We start from the raw sequence: 20,405 nt of genomic DNA on the forward strand, positions 1-20,405 counted from the left end.
AGCAATAAAAACTTTTCCTGCGAGTTGATGTGGTGACACCAATTCCTTGCCAGTCTGCACCCGGGTGGTGCTCTGGTGGCAATCACGGATTGAGGAATTCGTACTGGTAATCACCTTATCGTGAGGTGATTGGCGAAGTTGGCAGGCAGTGTCATAATTTGGGCCGCCGGGCGGGTAAGACATTCCGAGATTCTTTCGCTATACGTTCATTGAGCCAGTGAAATAGCCCGACAACAGCTGTGCGCAGCCGGTCAGGCGGCGTGGCGAACTATTCCTTGGACGGGGTACCCGCACCCCGCCTCCGGCTCGCCTGCGGACGCTCTTGTTGCCCGGACGGCGGATCCTTGCTGGCGGCTATCGCCGCGATATGTGCTGATTCCGCGTCCGGACCGGTATTGGGGTGACACCCTGTCACACGTGGAGGAGGAGTACCCGACCGCAGGTCCCGGGGGTTTGCCAGTGAAGGATGTGGGCAGGCTTTTACTGCGGTGCGCCGACCGGCCAGGCCTGGTCGCGGCGGTGAGCGCATTCCTGACGGGCGCAGGCGCCAACATCGTGTCGCTGGATCAGCACTCCACCGAACAGTCCGGCGGCACGTTCATGCAGCGGACGATATTCCACCTGCCCGGGCTGACGGCAGCACGCGACGGGTTGGAGCGCGATTTTCGCGAACAGGTGGCTGGGCGGTTCGATATCGATTTCCGATTGACCGAAGCGGCCAAGCCGAAACGGGTCGCAATCATGGCGTCCAAGGAAGACCACTGCCTGCTCGACCTGTTGTGGCGCAATCGGCGCGGTGAACTCGACATGTCGGTTGTGATGGTGATTTCCAACCATCCCGATCTCGCCGATCAAGTGCGCCCATTCTCCGTGCCATTTCTGCACGTGCCCGTCAGCAAGGAAAAACGGGCGGAGGCCGAGCGGCGCCAACTCGACTTGTTGCGCGGAAACGTCGATCTGGTGGTTTTGGCCAGGTACATGCAGATTTTGAGCCCACAATTCCTCGCCGTAGTCGGGTGCCCGTTGATCAACATTCATCACTCATTTCTGCCTGCTTTCATCGGCGCCGCGCCGTATCGGCGGGCGAAGGAGCGTGGCGTCAAACTCGTCGGCGCGACAGCGCATTACGTGACCGAGGACCTCGATGAAGGGCCGATCATCGAGCAGGACGTGGTGCGGGTGGACCACCGTCACGGCGTCGACGATCTCGCGCGGCTGGGCGCGGATGTCGAACGCCTTGTTCTGTCGCGAGCGGTGCTGTGGCACTGTGAGGATCGCATCATCCGATACGGCAACCAGACGGTCGTCTTCTAGGCGGTTAAGGAGAGAAGTGGTGAAGAAGTTCAGTGGGCTGGAAGAGTTCGCCGCTGCCCAGGGCAGCCAGCTCGGTCCCACGGATTGGCTGGAGGTGACTCAGGATCGGGTCAATCTGTTCGCCGACGCCACCGACGATCACCAGTGGATCCACGTCGATCCCGAACGCGCGGCCAACGGCCCCTTCGGCGGGACGATCGCCCACGGCCTGCTGACGCTGTCGCTGCTACCGCACTTCACCTCGCAGATGTACACCGTCAGCAACATCGCGATGGCGATCAACTACGGCTACAACAAGGTGCGCTTCATTACGCCGGTGAAGGTGGGCGCCAAGATCCGGGCCCGCGCTGAGATCACCAACGTCGACCAGCTCCAGGGGGCGGTGCAGGCGACGCTGACGACGACGGTGGAGATCGAGGGCTCGGACAAGCCTGCGGCCGTCGCCGAGTCGATCGTCCGGTTCATCGGCTGACGCTTCTTCTGGCGAAGGCTCAGTACTGCGTCATACCCTGATCGATCGAGATTGCCGCCGCGGTAACGTTTTTCGACTCGTCGCTGGCCAGCCAGCACACCGCGTCGGCGATATCCTCCGGCTCTGCGGCCCACGTCGGCAGGAACGGTGTGATCATCTGCGCCAGCTGCGGATAGGTCTCGATGGCGCGGCCGAGCGAGCCGATCATGTCGCCGCTGCCCATCAGGGTGTTGACCGCCCCGGGATGCACGCTGTTGACGCGGATGGAGTACCTGCCCAATTCCGCTGCGAACGCGCGCGCCATCCCGGTGACCGCATGCTTGCTCGCGGTGTAGTGCACCATGAACGGCTGCATCTTGATGCCTGCGGCGGAGCTGATCAAGATGATCGAGCCGCCGCGGCCGCCGTCGATGATCTTCTGTGCGCCTGCCATCACGGTGTTCCAGGTGCCGGTCACGTTGATGTCCATCACGTCGCGGAAGTCGTCGGCGGTGATCGCATCCCACGTCTGCGGCGCCGATACCCCGGCGTTGGCCACGATGATGTCGAGTCGGCCCAACGCGGCGACTCCGTCGTCGACGGCGCTGCGGAGTCCGTCGGTGTCGCGGACGTCGACCACCGAAGCCAGGATCTTGCGACCGGTGGCCTCGACGAGGCGGACCGTCTCTGCGAGATCGTCCGGCGTGGCGGGATCGTAAGGGACGCAAGGGGGAAGCTCGCCGGCGATGTCGACGGCGATGATGTCGGCACCCTCGTTTGCCATCCGCACGGCGTGGGCGCGGCCCTGGCCGCGCGCCGCGCCGGTGATGAATGCGACCTTGTCCGCAAGCCGCCCGCTCACCTGGCCTCCTTCTGGGCCGCCTTGACCAGATTCGAGCCGATGATCAGTCGCTGGATCTCGCTGGTGCCCTCATACAGTCGGAGCAGGCGCACGTCGCGGTAGATCCGCTCGACGGGAACCTCGCGCATGTAGCCGCTGCCGCCGTGCACCTGGACGGCGAGATCGGCGACCTTGCCTGCCATTTCGGTGCAATACAGCTTGGCCGCCGACGGTGCGATTCTGCGATCCTCGCCGCTGACCCAGAGCCGGGCGGTGTCGCGGACCAGTGCCCGACCCGCCATCACTCCGGTCTGCATATCGGCGATCATTGCCTGCACCAGTTGGAAGTTCCCGATCGGCGTGCCGCCCTGCGTCGCAGTGGCGGCGTAGGTGACGGATTCGTCGAGGGCGCGCTGCGCGATGCCGACAGCCAGTGCCGCAATGTGCACCCTGCCGCGCGCCAATGACGTCATCGCGGCCCGGTAGCCGATGTCTTCGCTGCCGCCGATCAACGCCGCGTCGGGCACGCGGACGTCGTCGAAACTGACGTCGGCGGTCCATGCGCCCTCTTGGCCCATCTTCGCGTCCTTCGCCCCGACGACGACACCCGTCGCGTCGGCGGGCACCAGGAATACCGCGATGCCGGGGCCGTCGTCGTCGGCGGGCCTGGTGCGGGCGAAGACGATGAACAGGTCTGCCATCGGCGCGTTGGTGATGAAGCGCTTCTGCCCGTTGATGATCCAATCACCGTCCTCGCGTACGGCTTTCGTGCGCAGACCGGACGGATTCGAGCCGGCTCCCGGTTCGGTCAGTGCAAAGGAGGCGATGAGCCCCGCGGCCATCGGCTCGAGCCAGCGCGCCTTCTGCTCGTCGGTGCCGAAGCCGACGAGAACCTGGCCCGCGATGCCGTTGTTGGTGCCGAACATCGACCGCAGCGCCAGCGATGTGTAACCGAGTTCCATCGCCAACTCGACATCCTGGGCGAGGTTGAGACCGAGGCCGCCCCACTCCTGCGGGATGGCGTATCCGAACAGTCCCATCTTCTTGGCGTGCTCACGCAGGTCGTCGGGAACGCGGTCCTCGGTCAGGATCTCCTGCTCCCTGGGAACCACTGCGGTGCGGACGAAGTGGCGGGTCTGCGCCAGGATCTCCCGGAAATCGTCGTCGCTGACTTCGGCGGTCATTGCGCTCCTCTTTCTCGGCTCTTTCGGCGCGAGCAGACGTAAAAGGTCCCGACACGCCAGGAAAAGGGAACCTTTTGCGTCTGCTCGCGGGGCCCACGGTTTCCAGGATCATATATGAAATATGATGTGTGATTGACGGGGCCCTCAGTGGGCCTTGACAGCAAAAAGGGGTGATCAGGTGTCGTTGTTGGCCGGTCAGACCGCGGTCGTCACGGGCGGTGCGCAGGGTCTCGGATATGCCATCGCGGAGCAGTTCATCGCAGCGGGGGCGCGGGTGGTGCTGGGTGATCTGGACCTCGGCGCCACCGAAGCCGCGGCCAAGCAGTTGGGCGGCGACCAGGTGGCGCTTGCCGTGCGCTGCGACGTGACCAAGGCCGACGAGGTCGATGCGCTGGTGGCCGCCGCCGTCGACCGTTTCGGCGGCCTGGACATCATGGTCAACAACGCAGGCATCACCCGCGACGCGACACTGCGCAAGATGACCGAGGACCAGTTCGATCAAGTGATCGCCGTACATCTGAAGGGCACCTGGAACGGCACCAAGGCGGCCGCGGCGATCATGCGCGAGAACAAGCGCGGCGCGATCGTGAACATGTCGTCGATCTCGGGCAAGGTCGGCCTGGTCGGGCAGACCAACTACTCGGCGGCCAAGGCGGGCATCGTCGGCATGACGAAGGCGGCCGCCAAGGAACTCGCGCACCTCGGTGTGCGGGTCAACGCGATTCAGCCGGGCCTGATCCGGTCGGCGATGACCGAAGCGATGCCGCAACGCATTTGGGACCAGAAGCTGGCCGAGGTGCCGATGGGCCGAGCGGGCGAGCCCGCCGAGGTGGCCAAGGTCGCGTTGTTCTTGGCCAGCGATCTGTCGTCGTACATGACCGGCACGGTCCTCGAGGTCACCGGCGGAAGGCACATCTGATGCGTGAAGTTGTTGTCTGCGAACCTGTTCGGACACCGATCGGCCGCTACGGCGGCATGTTCAAATCGCTGACCGCCGTCGACCTCGGCGTGGCCGCACTGAAGGGACTGCTGGAGCGCACCGGGATCGAGCCGGCAGCGGTCGACGACGTCATCCTCGGGCACTGCTACCCCAGCAGTGAGGCGCCCGCCATCGGACGCGTGGTGGCGTTGGACGCCGGGCTGCCCGTCACCGTGCCTGGCATGCAGGTCGACCGCCGGTGCGGTTCGGGATTGCAGGCCGTCATCCAGGCCGCGCTGCAAGTCGCCAACGGCGACAGCGACGTCGTCGTTGCCGGCGGCGCCGAAAGCATGAGCAACGTGACGTTCTACTCGACCGACATGCGGTGGGGTGGCGCTCGTAGCGGGGTGAAGGTGCACGACGGCCTCGCGCGCGGGCGCACCACCGCAGGCGGCAGGCACTACCCGGTTCCCGGCGGCATGCTCGAGACGGCGGAGAACCTGCGAAGGCAGTACGGCATCACGCGCGCCGAACAGGACGAACTGGCGGCGACCTCCCATCAACGCGCGGTCGCCGCGCAGAAGGACGGCATCCTCGCCGAGGAGATCATCCCGGTTGCGGTGCGCACCCGCCAGGGTGAGGAGCTGATCGACACCGACGAGCATCCGCGTGCCGACACCTCCGTCGAGTCACTGAGCAAGCTCAAACCTGTTCTGCTGGCTCAGGATCCAGACGCGACGGTGACAGCGGGCAACTCCAGTGGACAGAACGATGCCGCATCGATGTGTCTGGTCACAACGCCGCAGAAGGCCGACGAACTGCAGCTGACACCGATGGTCCGGCTCGTGTCGTGGGGCTCCGCGGGCGTCGCGCCCAACATCATGGGCATCGGCCCGGTATCCGCCACCGAAGTGGCGCTGGGAAGGGCCGGGCTGAAACTGTCGGACATCGACCTGATCGAACTCAACGAGGCTTTCGCCGCGCAGGCGCTCGCGGTGATGCGGGAGTGGCAGTTCGGCCCGGCCGATCTCGACCGGACGAATGTGCATGGTTCGGGAATCTCGCTGGGGCACCCGGTCGGTGCGACGGGCGGCCGGATGCTTGCGACGTTGGCGAGGGAGCTCAACCGGCGCGGCGCCCGCTACGGCCTGGAAACGATGTGCATCGGTGGGGGACAGGGCCTGGCTGCGGTGTTCGAGCGGGTCGGCGCATGACACGACTGGCGCAGACGCTCGGGCTCACCGAGTTCCAGACCGAGATCGTCGCGACGGTCCGGCAATTCGTCGACAAAGAGATCATCCCGACCGCGCAGGAACTCGAGCACACCGACACCTACCCGCAGGCCATCGTCGACGCGATGAAGGAGATGGGGCTGTTCGGGTTGATGATCCCCGAGGAGTACGGCGGGCTCGGTGAGTCACTACTGACCTACGCGTTGTGTGTGGAGGAGCTCGCCCGCGGCTGGATGAGCATCTCGGGTGTGATCAACACACACTTCATCGTGGCGTACATGATTCGCCAGCACGGCACCGATCGTCAGAAGCAGCATTACCTGCCCCGGATGGCCACCGGCGAGACCCGCGGCGCGTTCTCGATGTCCGAGCCGGAACTGGGCTCCGACGTCGCCGCGATCCGCACCAGGGCCACGCGTAACGACGACGGCACCTACACCATCGACGGCCAGAAGATGTGGTTGACCAACGGCGGCAGCTCGACCTTGGTCGCCGTGCTGGTGCGCACCGACGAAGGCGCGGACAAACCGCACCGCAACCTGACCGCGTTCCTGATCGAAAAGCCCACGGGCTTCGGCGAAGTCGCACCAGGGATGACGATTCCCGGCAAGATCGACAAGCTCGGCTACAAGGGCATCGACACGACCGAGTTGATCTTCGACGGCTACGTCGCGAGCGCCGACGACATCCTCGGTGAAGCACCCGGCCAGGGTTTCTTCCAGATGATGGACGGTATCGAGGTGGGCCGCGTCAACGTTTCGGCCAGGGCGTGTGGCGTCGGCATCCGCGCATTCGAACTCGCGGTGCGATATGCGCAGCAGCGCCAGACGTTCGGCAGGCCGATCGCCGACCACCAGGCCATCGCGTTCCAATTGGCGGAGATGGCAACGAAAATCGAGGCCGCGCACCTGATGATGGTCAACGCCGCCCGGCTCAAGGACTCCGGGGAGCGCAACGACGTCGCGGCGGGAATGGCGAAATACCTGGCGAGCGAATTCTGCGCCGAGGTCACTCAGCAGAGCTTCCGCATCCACGGCGGCTACGGGTATTCGAAGGAATACGAGATCGAGCGGTTGATGCGCGACGCGCCGTTCCTGTTGATCGGCGAGGGCACCAGCGAGATTCAGAAGAACATCATCAGCAAGCGACTGCTCGCCGACTACCGGATCTGATATGTCCGCACCCGAGTTCGCGTTCCGGCCACAGTTGGCCGAGGACGTCGCGCGCTATGTCCGCAGGCGCATCTTCGACGGCACATATGCTGCGGGCCAATACATCCGGCTGGATCAGCTGGCCGTCGAACTGGGGGTCAGCGTCACGCCGGTGCGCGAGGCGCTCTTCGTGCTGAGCGCGGAAGGGCTGCTCGCCCAGCAGCCCCGGCGCGGCTTCGCGGTGGTCCCGGTGACCGCTCGGGATCTGGCTGACGTCGCGAACGTGCAGGCCCACATCGGCGGCGAACTCGCCGCGCGGGCCGCCGCGAACATCACCGAGGCGCAGATCAGGGAACTGGAGAAGATTCAGACCGAACTCGAAGACGCCTACGTCGCCGACGACGACGAGCGCGCCGTACGGCTGAATCACGAGTTTCACAAGGCGATCAACGTGGCCGCCGATTCGCCCAAGCTCGCCCAGTTGATGTCGCAGATCACCCGCTACGCGCCCGAGTCGGTGTTCCCGACCATCGCGGGCTGGCCGGAACAGTCGACCGACCATCACCGGAAGTTGCTGGCCGCGCTGGAGGCACACGACGAGACCCTCGCCCGCACCGCGATGTCCGAGCATCTTGCCGCCGGTGCGGCGCCGTTGATCGAGCACCTCACCGCCCGCGGGGTGGTCGACTAATCGCGGCGAGCAGACGCAAACTTGCCCGTTTTTCGGCCAAATTTGTGCGAGTTTACGTCTGCTCGCGCAACAAAGCCCGCAACTTACGCGCGTCGACCTTGCCCGTTGTGCCGCGTGGCACCTCGTCGTCGGACGACAGCAGCAGCCACACGGTGGGAACCTTGAAGGCGCTGAGCCGTTTTCGCGCCTCGGCGCGCAGTTGCTCGACGCTGCTATCGGTCACCACGACCGCGCCGACGGCCCCGGCCACCTCGGTGACATAGGCGTTCTGCACGACGTCGATACCCCGCAGCGCCTGCTCGACCTCGCTGGGGTAGACGGTGGCGCCGCTGACCTTGAACATGTCGTCGGAGCGGCCGTGGTAGAACAGGAATCCGTCGTCGTCGAGGTGGCCGAGATCGCCGGTGGGGTAGTAGCCGTCCGCGGTGTACACCTCCTCGCGACCGCGACGGCAGATTCCCCGCAGCATGTGCGGCCCCCGAAGCTGGATCATGCCGATGGTCCCCGCGGGAACCGGTTCGCCCGTATCGGGGTCGACGATCCGCACCTGCATGCCGTCGAACGGCTTGCCGCAGCTACCCCAGGCCGATCGCGGCATGTCGGTGTCGGCGGGATAGCCGCAGTACGGTCCGAACGATTCGGTCATCCCGAACAGTTTCGCGCGCGCACCGGGTGGCGCGCGATGCTCCGGCGGCAACAGCGCCTCGAGGCTGCCCGTTCGCAGCGCCGACAGATCCGCATCGACGAAGGAGGATTTGCGTGCCAGCGCCTCGGCCTGATCGGGCCAGCCGCGAAACAGCGTGACGCGTTCGCGTGCCAGCAGTTTCAGCGTGCTCTCCGGCTGCGGGGTCTCCTCGGTCACCAGCGTCGCGCCGGCCAGCAGCGCCGACAGCACGCCGCTGCCGAAACCGCCCACCCAGAAGAAGGGCATCGGCAGGTACAGCCGGGTGTCGGCGTCGATGCAGCGCGCGGCCAGACCGGATCGCACCGCGGCCAACGCGTTGCCATGCGAGTGGATGACCCCCTTCGGCGGCCCGCTGCTGCCGGAGGTGAAGATGACGACCAGTGTGTCGCTTCCGGTCACGGCGGCGGTCACCGCGTCGATGCTCCGCTCGGAGTTCGTCAACTGCTCGGGAGTCCAGACTGCTTGCAGTGCAGGAAGTTCAGGCGTGTCCACGACGCCGGCGATGTCGTCGAGATAGCGGTGGCCGCGGAACTCGTCGACCGTGATCAGCAGCTGCACCGCGGCGGCCCGCAGTTGCAGCGCCAGTTCCGGCGGCCGCAGTAGCGTGCTCAGCGGCACCAGTACGGCGCCGATGCGCGTGAGCGCCATCGCGATCTGCACCCATCGCGCGCCGTTGGGCATGATCAGGCCGACGCGGGTGCCCTTGCCGACGCCTGCGTCGAGGAATCCGGCGGCCATCGCACGGCTGGACTGGTCCAGTTCGGCGTAGGTGAGCCGCAACTCGGTGTCGATGACCATCGCCTTGTCACCGAATTCCTCGGCCCGAAACCTCAGCAGCCGGTCGATGGTGTCAGGCATCGAACATCTTCTGCAGCGCGGCGAGGTCGACCTTGCCGCTGGACAGCACCGGAATGGTCGAGCGCGGCAGGGCGACAAACCGTTTCGGAATCTTGTAGGCCGACAGCTCGGCCCTCAGCCGGTCACGCACCGCTGCTTCGTCGAACTCGCCGTCGTCCTCCAGTGCGATCACGGCTGCGACCACCTGACCGCGCTCGGGATCCGGCAAGCCCACCACGTGCGCGACGGTTCCGCCGGTCACCTTGGCGATCGCACGTTCCACTTCGGCAGGCGCGACATTGGCTCCCGCGGTCTTGATCATCGAACCGCGCCTGCCGAGGAAGTAGACGAAGCCGTCGGCGTCGGTGCGCACCAGGTCCCCGGTGTGGAACCAGCCGTCCTCGTCGAAGCACTCCTCGCGGCTGAGTTTGTAGTACCGCTGCATCAGATACGGGCCGCGGATGCACAATTCGCCGTCGACGATCTTGGTGTCGAAGCCCAGTGCGGGCTTGCCGAACGAACCCCGCCGGTGCTCGGGCTGGTCGGACTCGTCGGCGCTTATCGTGATGACACTGCCGGCTTCGGTCATACCCAGCATGGTGTGGCGCAGTTCGGGATCGGCGGGGCGCACCTCGGGCGCCATGATCGGATACAGGTTGCCGCGCCGGATCGACGACAGGTCACGGCCGGGCAGGCTGGGGTGATGGGCCAGGTGAGCGATGCCCGCCACGAAACCGTTTGTCATCGTCGGTTTTTCGGCCTCAAGTAGGTCCAGTGTCTGCGCCGGGTCGACGGCATTGGAGCACAGCAGCGTGGAGCCTGCCAGCAGGGTGGCCAGCGCCGCGAACGCGATGCCGCCGATCCAGAAGAACGGGGAGTTGCAGAACAGCTTGTCGTCCGCGGTCAGCCCGCGGATCTCGTTGAGCACCCGCTGATGGTCGAGCAGGGAGAAGTGCGTGTGCACCACGCCTTTGGGGATGCTCGTCGAACCGGACGTGTACACGATCGCCAGCAGATCCGATTCCTCGACGTCGCGCTCCAGCGCCTCCAACCGCCAGGCCTCCGCCGTGTCGTCCGGTTCGGTGTCGATCAGCACATGCCGTAACAGCGGGGCGGCGTCCTTGACGGCGGCGAGGCGGTCACGGTAGTCATGTCCGCGAAACGCTGCTGCGGCAAGCAGGATTTCGGTGTCGCTGTGCGCCAATTGCGTCGCGAGTTCGGGCGCGGTGGCGAACGTCGAGAACGGGACGACGACGGCGCCGATGCGGGCGGCCGCCAGCATCGCGATGATCCAGTCGCCGCCGTTGGGGTACAGGACGCCGATGTGGCTGCCCTTGCCGGCGCCCAGGCCGATCAAGCCGCGGGCCAGCCGCGCGGAGCGGCGTTCGGCGTCGGCGTAGCTGAGGCGCTCGCCGTCGCACACCAGCAGCTCGTGCTCGCCGCGGGTGCGGGCCTGATGCTCCAGGACGGCACCGACGGTCAATGAGTCAGGTGGCATGTTCGACGTGCTGGGTGAAGAAGGCACGGACCGCGCTGAGATCAGCCTTGCCGGAAGGTGTTCGGGGGATCTGGTCGACGATCACAATGTCGCTGGGAATCTCGTAGCGTGCCAGCCTTGTCCGCAGGAACTCGATCAGCACGGCGGCCTCGACCGGTGTGCGCAGCTCCACCAACGCCACCGGCGTCTCGCCGAGACGGTCGTCTGGCCTGCCGACGACGGCCGCACCGCGCACCGCGGGATGGCTCTCCAGCGCGGCGCGCACGTCGTCGGGCATCACCTTGAAACCACCGCGGATGATCGCCTGATCGGCGCGGCCGAGGATCCACAGGAAGCCGTCGTCGTCGATGCGGGCCATATCGGTGGTCCGCATCCACACCGCTGACGGCCCCAGCTGCCCCGGTTTGACCTCCAGCAGGCCGGGCCGGCCAGCTGGCAGCGGGGCGCCGTCCTCGTCGACCACCCGCAGCTGTGCGCCAAGGCTGGCCCTGCCCACGCTGCCACGCTTGTCCCGCCAGTACCTCTGGTAATCGGTCAGCGTCCAGCCCGCCACCCCGCCGCCGAATTCCGTTGCGGCGTAGGACGTGAGCACGGGGATACCGAACTTGGCCGTGAACGCGTCGGCGTCGTCGGCCGACAGCGGCGCGGTGCCCGAGGTGACCGCCCGAATGCTTGCCAGGTCGTCGCGGGTCAAATCGGAGTGCAACACGGTGCGCAGCGCGGCGGGCACCAGCGATACCGCACGGGGCCGATGCCGCCGCACCGCATCGGCCCACTCGTCCAGCTCGAACCGATCGAGCAGCGCGAACGCCCTTGCCTCGCAGACGCACTGCAGCACCCGAAAGACGCCGCCGATGTGCACCATCGGGGCGCTGACGATCGCCACGCCGCGCCGCACCTCGGTGGGCATCGGCGACGTGATCACGCTGTGCGCCAACATGTCATATGTCAGGTCGATCCGCTTGGGCGGACCGGTCGTTCCGCTGGTCAACATCCGCACCGCGACACCGGTTGACTCGGCCGCGACGGTGGGCACACGCGGTGCGTCGTCGTCGAGACCCGCCAGCGGAACCCGAGCGGGCCCGTCGGGAACCAGCGACGTGAGATCGTCGGGTTGCCCGATCACGACCGGCAGGTTCAGCGCGGCGATCTCGGCGCGGGTCCGGTCGTCGCCACGGGACGGATTGATGGTGACGACGGTGCCGCCGCCAAGCAGAACGCCGAGGAACGCGGCGACCTGCGCGGGATCATTGCGCAGCAGCATGCCGACTTCGGCTGCGCCGGCGGCCGATATCCGATTCGCAAGCTCGCCGATCCGGCGCCAGGTGGACCAGCGACCGTGGTACTCGATGGCCGCCGCATCGGGTTGCAGCGCCAACACGTCGGCGATCCGCCGCCGCAGTGCGTGCATCAGCGGACCCTCGGGGTGGCGGTTGGGCTCGCACCTCCGGCGGCCAATTCGGCCTGCCCGAGCGGATTTCCAAGCCGGGTGTAGATCAGGTTCTGCTCGAGCGCCACCCGGTACGGCTTGTCCAGCGACTCCCAGATCGCCTTCACCGTGCCCTGCGTCGCCGACGGAGGTTTGGCGGCGATCGCCGCGGCGATCTCGTATGCGCGGGCCCACAGCCGGTCGCGTGCCACGATTTCGGACACCAGCCCGATCCGCAGCGCGGTGTCGGCGCCGACACGTTCGTCGTTGCCCATCAACGCCATTCGCAGTGATTCGCCAAGGCCGACCCGGCGCATCAACCCGATCGGTTCCAGGGCGCACACCAGTCCGGCGCTCACGTGCGAGTCGAAGAACGTCGCGTCGTCGGAGCAGATCACGACGTCGGACTCGTTGACGAAGTAGAACGCCCCCGCCGTGCACATACCGTGCACCGCGCACACGACCGGCTTCCACATCTTCTGCCACTTCGGGCTCAGCGCTTCGCCCGGATCCTCGTGATTCCAGACGTTGTCGGGCTGACCGTAGGACGCCTTGGTGTCCAGGCCTGCGCTGAACGCCCGGTCGCCGGCGGCGCGGAGCACGACGGCGTGCACCCGGTCGTCGAGCTTGACCACCCGCCAGGCCTCGGCCATCTCCTCGCACATGGTCCTGTTGAACGCATTCAGCGATGTCGGTCTGTTCAGCGTGATCGTCGCGACATGATCGACGGAATCCACGTCAAGCAGGATCGTCTCGAAGGCCGTCATCGGCACTGCCAGTTCGGCGGCCGCTTCTCCATGAACGCTTTCGGTCCTTCGAGGGCGTCCTCGGTGCGGACCACCCGCTCGCGGAACGTCTCGGCGAGTATTTCCGCCTCGTGCAGCGGAAGGTCGAGTGTCTTGTGGATAGCCAGTCGCGTGCCGCGCACTGCCAGCGGCGCGTTGGAGTTCACGATGTCGGCGATCTCGTGTGCGCGTTCGAGCAGCCTGTCGTGTTCGACCACCTCACTGATCATGCCCAGTTCGTAGGCGCGCTGGGCGGTCATCCGCTCGTGCTTGCCCATCAGCGCCATCCGGAGGGCGATGTTGCGGGGCAGCACACGGGCCAGTCGCACCATCTCGCGGCCGGCCACCAATCCGATGCTGACGTGCGGATCGAAGAACGTCGCCTTGTCGGAGGCGATGGCGATGTCGCCGGTGGTGATCCAGTCCAGCCCTGCGCCGCAACACAATCCGTTCACCGCGGTCAGCACCGGCTTGGCCATCCGCCGGAACGGCGGCGTGCCTTCCTGCGGCGCCTCCCACTGGTCGTAGGACGATAGATAGGGGCGCTCGTAGATCACCCTGCCGTCCTCTGGGATCTCGCCGACGTCGGCGCCGGTGCAGAATGCGCGCCCGGTGCCGGTGACGATCAGCGTCCAGATGTTGTCGTCGTTTTCGGCTTCGTCGTAGGCCGCGCGCAGTTCGGTGATCATCGCGGGGCTCAGCGCGTTGAGCGCATCCGGCCGGTTGAGCGTGACGGTCGCCTTGTGTCCGTCGACCTCGTACTTGATGTATCTCATGGTCACCTTCCACCGAACTCCGGTGCGCGCTTGTCACGGAACGCCGCCAGGCCCTCCCTGAAATCTGCGGTGCGACAGGACAACTCCAGGTTGAAGAGTTCCTGCGTCATGGCTTGCGGCAAGGTCGCATGCTGCGCATAGTTGATGGCCTGCTTGGCGAGTCCGATCGCGACGGTCGGGCCTGCCGCCAATCGGGCGAGCAGTTGTTCTGCGACGTCATCGACATCGGACGCGCACCGGTGGATCAGCCCGCAGGCCGCGGCGTCGCGCCCGCTGATCTGCTCGCCGAGCAACAGCATCTCCTTGGCCCGCGCCATCCCGATCAACCGGGGCAGCAGCCAGGTCGCACCCGAATCGGGGGAGAACCCGCGGCCGATGAACGGTTCCCAGAACACGGCGTCGTCGGCGGCCACGGTGAAATCCGCGGCCAGTGCCAGGTTGCAGCCGAGGCCGACGGCCCAGCCCCGCACACTGCACACCACCGGCAACTGCACGGTGTGTACCAATTCGATGACACGGTTGGCGGTGTGCGGGATCCTCCGCACCAGATCGCCTGTGCGAGGCCGCTGTCCGGCGCTGTTGGTGGCGACCCAGTCCGAACCCGCGCAGAAGTCGTCCCCCGCGCCGCGGATGTGGATGGCCCGCAGTGAATCGTCGGTGGCGGCGTCGCGCAGCGCGGCGGCCAGCGAGTCGGTCATGGCGTGGTCGAGCGCATTGCGTCGGGACGGGCGGTCGAGCGTGAGCCGCAGGACATCGCCGTCCCTGGTCGCTGTCACTGTGCCTTCGTCGGTCACGGTGAAAATCCCGCCAATCCAGAGCTATACGGTTAGGGCTACAGTATTGCTATCCTGTACAAGTTAGCAAGGAAAGGGCGAATGGCGGAAGACATCCCCGAGTACGGCGAGCGCCCGCTGCCGCAAACGGTGGCCGCGGCGGGTGCCATGCGGCGTCTGGCCGGGCTGCTGCTGTCACTCGAACACGAGCATCCGGCCGTGGACGCCATGATTGCCCAGTTCGCCGACTGGGAGGAGCAGTTGACCGCCGCTGCGGCGCCCGATCCGATGCCGCGGATAGGGACGGTGGGTATGACAAGCGCGTGTATCTGGACCACGCGTTCGACATCGGGGCATACAATCCCTGCTTCCCCGAGTACACGTTCGACCATCTCGACGACGAAACCGCCTCCGGCAGCGTCACTTTCCCGCTCGTCTACGAGGGGCCGCCCGGTCTGGTCAACGGCGGCTTCCTTGCGGTGTTCTTCGACTGCATCACCCAGCATCAGAGCTGCGCGGCGCGGCGTACCGGCAAGACGCGGTCACTGTCCGTGACCTACCGCCGACCGACGCCCATCCTCACCGAACTGCGCTTCGAGATCGAGCGGTTGGCAGAAGAGAACGAAGTGACGTCGACGGCGCGCCTGCTGTTGGGCGACGAGGTGTTGTGCATCGGCGAATCCAAGACGGCGGCCAGTTCGCCGCAGAAGCTGACCGGCTTCCGGTTCGGTAGACGGCGGGTCAAGGCCTAGTGGTGGTGCAGCGCATCCGCCAACCACGCGTCGCCGAGATCGTGGCGGCGCGGCTGCGTGAAGACATCTTGTCGGGCCGCCTCAAGGAAGGCGACGTGCTGCCCTCGCAGGAAAGCCTGTTCTCCGAGTTCGGGGTCAGCCCGCCCGCGCTGCGCGAGGCCATCCACATTCTCGAGACCGACGGGCTGATCTCGGTGCGCCGAGGTAACGTCGGAGGAGCGGTGGTGCATCAGCCCTCCGCTGAACGCACCGCGCACATGATCAGCATGGTGCTGCAATCGCGGTCGTCGACGCCTGCGGACGTCAGCGGCGCGCTGTTGCACCTCGAGCCGATCTGCGCAGGCATGTGCGCGGCGCGCGAGGACCGTGCAACGGAGGTGCTGCCCTACCTGGAAGCTGAAATCCGCCTGCAGCAAGAGCAATTCGACGACCTGACAACGTACGTGCCCAATGCCAGGCGATTCCATGAGGCGATCGTCTCGCGGTGCGGCAACGAGCCCATGATTCTGCTGATCGGATCGTTGGAGTTGATCTGGTCCGCGCATGAGTCCTCGGTGTGGAGCGACGAAACCGACCCGCTGAACCGCAAGACCATGCGCGCAGCGCTGCGCGACCATCAACGGTTGTTCGATGCCATCACCGATGGTGACTCGGCGCGCGCGGTCCGCCTCGCCCAGGGACATCTGGCTGCCGCCAGGCGCAACACGTTGGCTGTTGGAAACGACAGGACCATCGAGGCGAGATTGATTTCGAACGGCAACCATCAGGAGCTTGGCCGATGACCGACGAACGTGTGCTTTTCGACGTGGATACCGACAAGCGGATCGCGACGGTCACGCTCAACAATCCGAAGCAGCGCAACTCATACGACGCGGCGATGCGTGACGCGCTCGCGCGCTGCCTCGATCGGGTCGCCGAGGACGACGACATCACGGTGGTCTTGCTGCGCGGTGCGGAGGGCGTGTTCAGCACTGGCGCGGATATGAACAACGCGTACGCCTGGTACGGCGACAAGGACGCGCCGGAGGCCAAGCGGCGGCCGAGCCAACGGAGAAGGCTCGCTGTCGATCGTAAGTCGTTCAGCTTCTACCACAACCTCATGGGATTCCCGAAGGTCACGGTCGGGGAGATCAGCGGCTACGCGCTCGGCGGTGGCTTCGAGATGGCGCTGATGACCGACATCTCGGTGATCGGGCGGGACACCAAGATCGGTATGCCCGCGACGCGTTTCCTCGGCCCTGCACTCGGAAGCCTGCACCTGTTCTTCCACCGACTCGGCCCGGTGCTGGCGCGGCGGCTGCTGCTGACCGGCGACATCATCGAGGCCGGTTCCGTTGAGCACCTCGGGGTGTTTACCGAGACGTGCGAATCTGCCTCGGTTCCAGCCAGGGCGAGGTACTGGGCGGAGAAGGCAGCGAAGATGCCCGCCGACGGCGTGGTCATCGCGAAGGAAGCCTTCCGGCTCGTCGAGCAGAATCAGGCCTATCAGGGCGAGGAAGTCGCCAGTTACCTGTTCCACGCCTTCGGGACGAATCTGCAGTTCGCGCCGGGGGAGTTCAACTTCGTCAAGGCCCGGGCCGAGCACGGAACACGGGAGGCGTTTCGGATGCGCGACGAGCACTTCAACGTGCCCGAGCCGTGAGTGACGCCGGTCACCTACTGGCGGCAATACAATATCTGCTACTTTTGTAACGTCGATAACGCCCGAACCCCGAGGTTGAGAACATGTCCAAGCCTGTCATCGTCGGTGCCGTCAGGACGGCGATCGGCCGTTCGTTCAAGGGGACGCTGGTCAACACCCCGCCGGAGACGCTGATCACCACGGTGCTTCCCGAGGTGGTTCGCCGGTCAGGCGTCGACCCGAAGGACTTCGACGACATCATCTTCGCTGAATCCCATTACGGCGGTGGCGATCTCGCCCGCTACGCGGCCGACGCCACCGGCATGCAGGACGTTCCAGGACAGTCGGTGAACCGGCACTGCGCGGGCAGCCTGACCGCGATCGGCAATGCCGCGGCGCAGATCGGGTCCGGAATGGAGCGCGCGCTGATCGCAGGCGGGGTGCAGTCGCTGTCGATGACGCCTCTGGTGAATTGGCGGATCCCCGGCCCCGAACTGAAGTTCGAGGAGCGCTGGATGCCGCCCACCCACGTCGAGACGCCTGATGCGCCCTGCAAGGACATGTCGATCACCGTCGGATGGAACACCGCGCAGGCCGTCGGCATCACCCGCGAAGAGATGGACGCCTGGGCGGCCCGCTCTCATCAACGCGCCATCGCGGCAATCGATGCGGGCAAGTTCCTCGACGAGATCATTCCGCTGAAGGTGCAGCAGTTCGACGGGTCGGTGGTGGAGTTCAGCGTCGACGAGCATCCGCGCCGCGACACCACCGTGGACAAGTTGGCGGGCCTGGCGCCCCTGCACCCGGAGATCGAAGGGTTCTCGATCACCGCGGGCAACAGCAGCGGGACCAACGACGCGGCGGCCGCCGTCGCGTTGGTGGACAACGACTACGCCGACGCCAACAAGCTGACCAAGATGGCGACCGTAAAGGCATGGGCCGCAGCGGGTGTGCCGCCTCGCGACTGCGGACTGGGCGCGGTCAAGGTGATCGGCAAGGTGCTGGACCGTGCCGGACTGAAACCGTCGGACGTCGCGCTGTGGGAGATCAACGAGGCGTTTGCTTCCGTGCCGATCGCCGCCTGCTGCGAGTACGGCATCGATGAGGAACTGGTCAACTTCTCCGGAAGTGGTTGCAGCCTAGGCCATCCCATCGCCGCTTCGGGCGCGCGGATGGTCACCACGCTGGTCTACGAGTTGCAGCGACGTGGTGGCGGCATCGGGGTCGCGGCGATGTGCGCAGGCGGCGGCCAGGGCGGTGCGGTCGTCGTCGAAGTCTAGTTAGGAATTCGCTGGCAAGAAACTGTATCGAAGCGCGACGGCGCGACGTTCTCTCCGTGGGGCCACTCGAAACACGGAGGTAACGAATGCGTAGTCGCACCGCACGCGATGCGATTGCTCTTGGCAGTGCTGCGCTTGTTGCGCTGATGACTTCTGCTTGCAGTCAGGGTGCAGCGCAAGAGGCACCGCCCAATCTGAAAATCGTCGGCGTGACTCAGGTCGATGCGAACGGTGCGGCGGTCACGGCGAGTAGCGGCGATGCGCCCGCGGATCCGGCCGGGGACGGCAAGGCGGTGTGTCAGCCGGTCGCGATCGCGACGGCGGGCGCCTTCACCGGCGCGGACGCCGCGTTGGGAGCCAACATGAAAGACGGCGTGCAACTGGCCGTTGACCGGCACAACGCGGCCAATCCAGGCTGCCAGGTGCAGCTGAAGGTGTTCGACACCGAGGACGATCCGCAGAAGGCAACCGAAGTCGCGCCGCAGATCATCGACGACCCATCGATCGTCGGTCTGGTCGGCCCGCAATTCTCGGGCGAGACGAAAGCGACCGGGAGCATATTCGCCCAGGCGGGTCTGGTGGCTGTCACACCGGCGGCCACCAATGTCACGTTGTCACAGAACGGTTGGAAAACCTTCTTCAGAGGCCTGGCAAACGACGGCGTTCAGGGGCCTTCGATCGCGAACTATCTCAAGAACACGGTCGGTGCGAAGAAGGTGTGTGTGATCGACGACAGCACCGATTACGGACTCGGGATCGCGCAAGCGGTCACCCAGACGCTCGGGCCGATCGCAGCCTCGGACTGCAAGATCGAGGTGAAGAAGGGCGACAAGGACTTCTCGGCAGCGGTCACCCAGCTCAAGTCGGCTGCGCCCGACGCGGTCTTCTACGGCGGGTACTACACCGAAATGGCACAGCTCGTTCAGCAGGCACGCGACGGGGGCGTGAAGGCGACCTTCGCCGGGGGCGACGGCAGCAAGGATCAGCAGTTGGTGAAGCTGGCCGGGGAATCGTCCAAAGACGTAATACTGTCGTGTCCCTGTGCGCCTGCGAGTGGCCCGTTTGCCGATGACTACACGCGCGAGTTCAGTCAGGAGCCAGGCACCTACAGCACCGAGGCCTACGATCTCGGCACGATTCTCGTCAAAGGCATTGACTCAGGCGCGATTACCCGCCAGGCCCTGCTGAACTACGTGCGCGACTACAACGGCCAGGGTGTCGCGCGCAGGTACCAGTGGACGCCAACCGGTGAGCTGACGTCGAGCCTGGTCTGGATCTACAAGGTGCAGTGGCGGCGCTAGGAGCGGGAAGAAGCCTTGGCCCGCGTGCGTGCGGACTTAACGGGCTTCTTCCCGCCCGCGTCGATGAGCCGGCTGGCGTGATCGAGGATGCATTCGAGTCCGAACTCGAAGTTCTTGTCGTCGGCCGCGCCGATGTGGTGGCCCTTCGCGGTCACCTGGGCCAGCAGCGGCGTGCTGTCGGGGTCGATGGTCATCGTCTCCTCGAGATCGCTCGGCCCCTCCGCGTCGGCGGCGCGGTTCTTGTCCCGGAGTCGCTGCAGCACCACTGATCCGCGCACATGCACGGACACCGCGGAATACGTGTCGAACGCATCCTCGGCCGACAGGCCCGCCTCCACCAGGCTGGCGATCGCCTTCTCGACTTCTTGCACACCGACTTTGGCGGCGCGCGGCGAAAGCGCCGACCGGATGAGGATCAGATCGCACAGAATCGGGTTGCCCTGGAACGTCTTTCGCATGGTGCGCGCATGATTGCGCAGCGTCTCGCGCCAGTCTTTGGCCTCGACGTAGGGGGTGGCGAAAACGTACTGCCGAAGCGCACGGTCGGTCATCGCGTTGAGCAGATCGTCCTTCTTGCGGAAGTACCAGTAGATGCTCGTGACGCCGACGCCCAGGTGCTTGCCGAGCAGTGGCATGCTCAAGTTGTCGATGCCGACCTGTTCGGCGAGGTCGAAGGCGCCCTTGATGATGTCGTCGGGATTGATGGACCCGCGCTCGCGTCGCTGACGCTTCTCAGCGGTTGCTTGCTTGGCCACGAGGGCACCTCCATCGAGTGCTTGTCACTGAAATCTACCGGCGGTCACGCTCTGAACTGCGTCTTTGCCTGCGTGTCGCCGCTCGGCCGTTATCGACAACCTTACCGGCAGCCATCTTGTCGATGGCACC

Annotated in this window: 19 protein-coding genes and 1 pseudogene; 11 read left to right on the forward strand and 9 right to left on the reverse strand. The window is 65.9% G+C overall.

Annotated features, from left to right (window positions below):
- Positions 1–408: 408 nt before the first annotated feature.
- Complete coding sequence (gene purU / locus C1A30_RS14865; protein ID WP_369974161.1) at positions 409–1,314, forward strand: formyltetrahydrofolate deformylase; 906 nt, start codon at positions 409–411, stop codon at positions 1,312–1,314.
- A 19-nt stretch (positions 1,315–1,333) separates the two neighbouring features.
- A complete protein-coding gene (locus C1A30_RS14870; RefSeq protein WP_101950210.1) occupies positions 1,334–1,786 on the forward strand; it encodes a MaoC family dehydratase in 453 nt (150 codons plus the stop codon).
- A gap of 19 nt (positions 1,787–1,805) precedes the next feature.
- Here the strand turns inward: C1A30_RS14870 and C1A30_RS14875 are convergent, their stop codons facing one another.
- Together C1A30_RS14875 and C1A30_RS14880 are read right to left on the reverse strand one after the other, a co-directional pair.
- On the reverse strand, positions 1,806–2,627 hold the full coding sequence (locus tag C1A30_RS14875) for a mycofactocin-coupled SDR family oxidoreductase (protein ID WP_101949018.1): 822 nt from the start codon (positions 2,625–2,627) through the stop codon (positions 1,806–1,808).
- Positions 2,624–3,790 carry an acyl-CoA dehydrogenase family protein gene (locus C1A30_RS14880; protein WP_101949019.1) on the reverse strand — a complete coding sequence of 389 codons (1,167 nt, stop codon included), beginning with the start codon at positions 3,788–3,790 and terminating at the stop codon, positions 2,624–2,626. The genes C1A30_RS14875 and C1A30_RS14880 overlap by 4 nt, the downstream gene beginning before the upstream one ends.
- Before the next feature lie 178 nt (positions 3,791–3,968).
- On the opposite strand from C1A30_RS14880, the gene fabG reads away from it, so the two are divergent.
- Genes fabG through C1A30_RS14900 form a run of 4 tightly spaced genes read left to right on the forward strand, consistent with a single transcriptional unit; the run spans position 3,969 to position 7,783 of the window.
- Positions 3,969–4,709 carry a 3-oxoacyl-ACP reductase FabG gene (gene fabG / locus C1A30_RS14885; RefSeq protein WP_200828268.1) on the forward strand — a complete coding sequence of 247 codons (741 nt, stop codon included), beginning with the start codon at positions 3,969–3,971 and terminating at the stop codon, positions 4,707–4,709.
- A complete protein-coding gene (locus C1A30_RS14890; protein ID WP_101949020.1) occupies positions 4,709–5,923 on the forward strand; it encodes an acetyl-CoA C-acetyltransferase in 1,215 nt (404 codons plus the stop codon). Before fabG ends, C1A30_RS14890 begins: the two co-directional genes overlap by 1 nt.
- Positions 5,920–7,113, forward strand: coding sequence for an acyl-CoA dehydrogenase family protein (locus tag C1A30_RS14895; protein ID WP_101949021.1), 1,194 nt, complete (start codon positions 5,920–5,922; stop codon positions 7,111–7,113). The genes C1A30_RS14890 and C1A30_RS14895 overlap by 4 nt, the downstream gene beginning before the upstream one ends.
- A 1-nt stretch (position 7,114) precedes the next feature.
- Positions 7,115–7,783, forward strand: a complete 669-nt coding sequence (locus C1A30_RS14900; protein ID WP_101949022.1) for a GntR family transcriptional regulator — start codon at positions 7,115–7,117, stop codon at positions 7,781–7,783.
- A 52-nt stretch (positions 7,784–7,835) separates the two neighbouring features.
- Here the strand turns inward: C1A30_RS14900 and C1A30_RS14905 are convergent, their stop codons facing one another.
- From C1A30_RS14905 to C1A30_RS14930, 6 genes are read right to left on the reverse strand one after another with little or no spacing between them, the layout of a single operon-like run.
- Positions 7,836–9,326, reverse strand: a complete 1,491-nt coding sequence (locus C1A30_RS14905) for a class I adenylate-forming enzyme family protein (RefSeq protein WP_101949023.1) — start codon at positions 9,324–9,326, stop codon at positions 7,836–7,838.
- Positions 9,319–10,803, reverse strand: coding sequence for a class I adenylate-forming enzyme family protein (locus C1A30_RS14910; RefSeq protein ID WP_101949024.1), 1,485 nt, complete (start codon positions 10,801–10,803; stop codon positions 9,319–9,321). Before C1A30_RS14910 ends, C1A30_RS14905 begins: the two co-directional genes overlap by 8 nt.
- Positions 10,793–12,214 carry a class I adenylate-forming enzyme family protein gene (locus tag C1A30_RS14915; RefSeq protein WP_101949025.1) on the reverse strand — a complete coding sequence of 474 codons (1,422 nt, stop codon included), beginning with the start codon at positions 12,212–12,214 and terminating at the stop codon, positions 10,793–10,795. Before C1A30_RS14915 ends, C1A30_RS14910 begins: the two co-directional genes overlap by 11 nt.
- Positions 12,214–12,999 carry an enoyl-CoA hydratase/isomerase family protein gene (locus C1A30_RS14920; RefSeq protein WP_101950212.1) on the reverse strand — a complete coding sequence of 262 codons (786 nt, stop codon included), beginning with the start codon at positions 12,997–12,999 and terminating at the stop codon, positions 12,214–12,216. The genes C1A30_RS14915 and C1A30_RS14920 overlap by 1 nt, the downstream gene beginning before the upstream one ends.
- The gene (locus C1A30_RS14925; protein WP_101949026.1) at positions 12,996–13,793 is read right to left on the reverse strand and encodes an enoyl-CoA hydratase/isomerase family protein; all 798 of its coding nucleotides are present in this window, start codon (positions 13,791–13,793) and stop codon (positions 12,996–12,998) included. The genes C1A30_RS14920 and C1A30_RS14925 overlap by 4 nt, the downstream gene beginning before the upstream one ends.
- 2 nt (positions 13,794–13,795) lie before the next feature.
- Positions 13,796–14,569 carry an enoyl-CoA hydratase/isomerase family protein gene (locus tag C1A30_RS14930; RefSeq protein WP_235009912.1) on the reverse strand — a complete coding sequence of 258 codons (774 nt, stop codon included), beginning with the start codon at positions 14,567–14,569 and terminating at the stop codon, positions 13,796–13,798.
- Positions 14,570–14,668: 99 nt separating this feature from the next.
- On the opposite strand from C1A30_RS14930, the pseudogene C1A30_RS14935 reads away from it, so the two are divergent.
- From C1A30_RS14935 to C1A30_RS14955, 5 genes and pseudogenes are all read left to right on the forward strand, one after another.
- Positions 14,669–15,318 (forward strand): annotated as a pseudogene (locus tag C1A30_RS14935) (hypothetical protein).
- Complete coding sequence (locus tag C1A30_RS14940) at positions 15,318–16,100, forward strand: FadR/GntR family transcriptional regulator (RefSeq protein WP_101949028.1); 783 nt, start codon at positions 15,318–15,320, stop codon at positions 16,098–16,100. The pseudogene C1A30_RS14935 and the gene C1A30_RS14940 overlap by 1 nt, the downstream one beginning before the upstream one ends.
- Positions 16,097–16,960, forward strand: coding sequence for an enoyl-CoA hydratase/isomerase family protein (locus tag C1A30_RS14945; RefSeq protein WP_101949029.1), 864 nt, complete (start codon positions 16,097–16,099; stop codon positions 16,958–16,960). Before C1A30_RS14940 ends, C1A30_RS14945 begins: the two co-directional genes overlap by 4 nt.
- An 83-nt stretch (positions 16,961–17,043) precedes the next feature.
- Positions 17,044–18,219 (forward strand): thiolase family protein, encoded by a 1,176-nt coding sequence (locus C1A30_RS14950; protein WP_101949030.1) that lies wholly within the window; start codon positions 17,044–17,046, stop codon positions 18,217–18,219.
- 86 nt (positions 18,220–18,305) lie between these two features.
- Positions 18,306–19,520: a branched-chain amino acid ABC transporter substrate-binding protein gene (locus C1A30_RS14955; protein WP_101949031.1), complete on the forward strand. Its 1,215-nt coding sequence runs from the start codon at positions 18,306–18,308 to the stop codon at positions 19,518–19,520.
- Here the strand turns inward: C1A30_RS14955 and C1A30_RS14960 are convergent.
- Positions 19,517–20,275, reverse strand: coding sequence for a TetR/AcrR family transcriptional regulator (locus C1A30_RS14960; RefSeq protein WP_101949032.1), 759 nt, complete (start codon positions 20,273–20,275; stop codon positions 19,517–19,519). The two genes, C1A30_RS14955 and C1A30_RS14960, sit on opposite strands and share 4 nt — an antisense overlap.
- Positions 20,276–20,405: the final 130 nt, after the last annotated feature.

Origin of the sequence: Mycobacterium sp. 3519A, from assembly GCF_900240945.1 — a bacterium.
Lineage (GTDB): Bacteria > Actinomycetota > Actinomycetes > Mycobacteriales > Mycobacteriaceae > Mycobacterium.